The organism is Salinivibrio sp. MA427 (genome assembly GCF_001996115.1).
In the GTDB taxonomy this organism is placed as follows: Bacteria; Pseudomonadota; Gammaproteobacteria; order Enterobacterales; family Vibrionaceae; genus Salinivibrio; species Salinivibrio costicola.
Map to the genome: position 1 here is coordinate 1 of NZ_MUFH01000365.1, position 2,141 is coordinate 2,141.

General features: G+C 46.3%; 1 pseudogene. It reads right to left on the bottom strand.

What is annotated here, in order from left to right:
- A pseudogene (locus tag BZG79_RS14500) lies at positions 1-1,839 on the bottom strand (hypothetical protein); the annotation flags it as partial.
- Positions 1,840-2,141 lie beyond the last annotated feature (302 nt).

Sequence of the window (2,141 nt, forward strand, 5' to 3'; positions counted from 1 at the left end):
CACTAAATTATCGTAGGCCTTCTCCCAAAAAATTAATATTTTATCAATATTTTCCGCATACCGTTGCCATTTCACTTCTTCGGGAAGCTCCATCTCAATCTCTTCTCCGATCCTTTGCATGACGTTCTCGAACTTTTTCTTGGCATTATCGCTTACCGGGTGGCTATCTCCCCTTATCCATTCTAAAAGCTTGGTCATTGCAGCCACTTGATCGAGGTTATCCTTCGCTGCTTCTGCATCATTGCCCCAAAAGCCCAAATCATGATAATGCAATAGAACCGAAAAGAGCTTGGCGTAGGTTTCAGCCGGCATTTTCTTGATCCAGTCTCGCTGACCGGATGTCTCAACGTCACTATTAATGAAGTCCGCCACAAAGGGGGCGTTCGTCGTCTCCAATGCTCGCTGCTCCATGTCTCGAATAAGATGAAAAGGAAGCAGTGCAATTTGCGTCAGGGTAAGCTGATAAGCAACGGCAACTGTCAGTAGCCTGTTAAAAGCATAAAAGGCTTCACTGCCATCGCTTTCATGGAATAGGCCAAAGCGACTGAAACTCGGGTGCTCCATCACATCTAACAACCGTGAGATAAATTCGTCGTAAGCAAGCGGGTCTAACTCAAACGCCAGCTTGCCAGAGAAACCAGCGATAGACGCGGCGCCAAAGTCGAAACGAAAGATTAAGCGACCATTATCTAAGGTACATTGCAAGATAAGTTTCGCTCCAACGCCTAACTGCGCGGTGAGGCGAGTGGCGAGCTTAAACAACTGTTTCATGTCCGAGCTACCCACATTTTTCCATAAGCATTCAAGACTGACTTGTCCACCTACCTCTGCACCAGCAAAGGCCGACACCTCAGTCTTTGCACCCGCCTTAATATTTCGCAGTTTACTATCATCCGCGAGCCCTAGGTCTTGCTTGCTTTCCAAACGTGTTGCAATAAAGGTTTGAGATGTCCGTAAGCCTGTAGCCCCTGTGGCAGCATCTTGACCAAGTGCAATCTCATTCGAGTATTTCATGCTTGCCGCTAACATACCGTGTACAACCGCTTCAATGTCGAAGCGAATGTCTCCTAAGCTCACTTCACGACGCTCATTGTCAACGGTGTAATAGGGAACTTTCAGATCGTACATGTTTTCAGCTGGAATGGAGAATTTTGTCGCTAATTGGCCACTGGCGAAATCAAGCGACGCCCCCAACTGCGTGTTCCCCACTAAGTTTAAGTTGACGCTTTCAGCTGCTGCCTGCGCTGAATACGTAAATCGCATAAATTGTGCGCCGCCGCTAACGTCCATCTTAACGGTGTTACCGAAAATCTCAGTTTGCTGGGTTCGCCACGGTAGCACATACTCATAGGCCTCATCTAAAGCGACCTCTCCTCCCACGTTAGCCAACACAAACGTCTTTTTAATTTCCGCATCATTACCCAAGGCGTCTCTTAACGCGTCCTTGAATGCCTTGGGGTTTATCGCTCCTTGCCCTGTTGGTAGCGTGGGTTCATAAACTCGCGCACAGCTTTGTTTATTCCTTGCTGGGTCATTATCTAAAACCGCACACGTTGAACGTATATACATCGCTTCGTTTGGCTTGGAAGTGAGCGCACACTCAACAATCGTCGTATTCAGCGCCATGGAGTCAGGGACAATTTGATTGTTCAAATTTTCTGGTGCCCAATCTTTGTGCTCATCCCAAAGCAATATGCGCTTTTTCTCTCGCACTTGCCCTATGAGGACCGAATCCTCCTGACCGTCTAGAATAGGTGATGACAACCGACTCTTGGCAAGCGCTTCTAGCGCATCGAAGCGCTCTTGAATGTGCTTTGAATAAACAAGAAGCCTCCTCACATAGTCCGCATATTGTTGGTTTTTTGATACTAAGTCAGTAAAGGCCGCAATTCGCTTAGCGATTTCTTTGATTATGGTAATTCTTAACGCGTACGCAGAGTAATAGCCTAACGTTGATATATTTAGACTTCCGATCAATCGTTGAATTGTACCAATACTTTGACTGCCGATATTTTCTTGAAGAGAAGTGACAGCGTCCGCCCCATTAAATAGCTCACTTTCATTTAAGCATTGTTCTTTAACGTAAAACCCAAACTGATTGAGCCGGTACATGTAGTAGGCTATTTCATACTCTCCAGTCA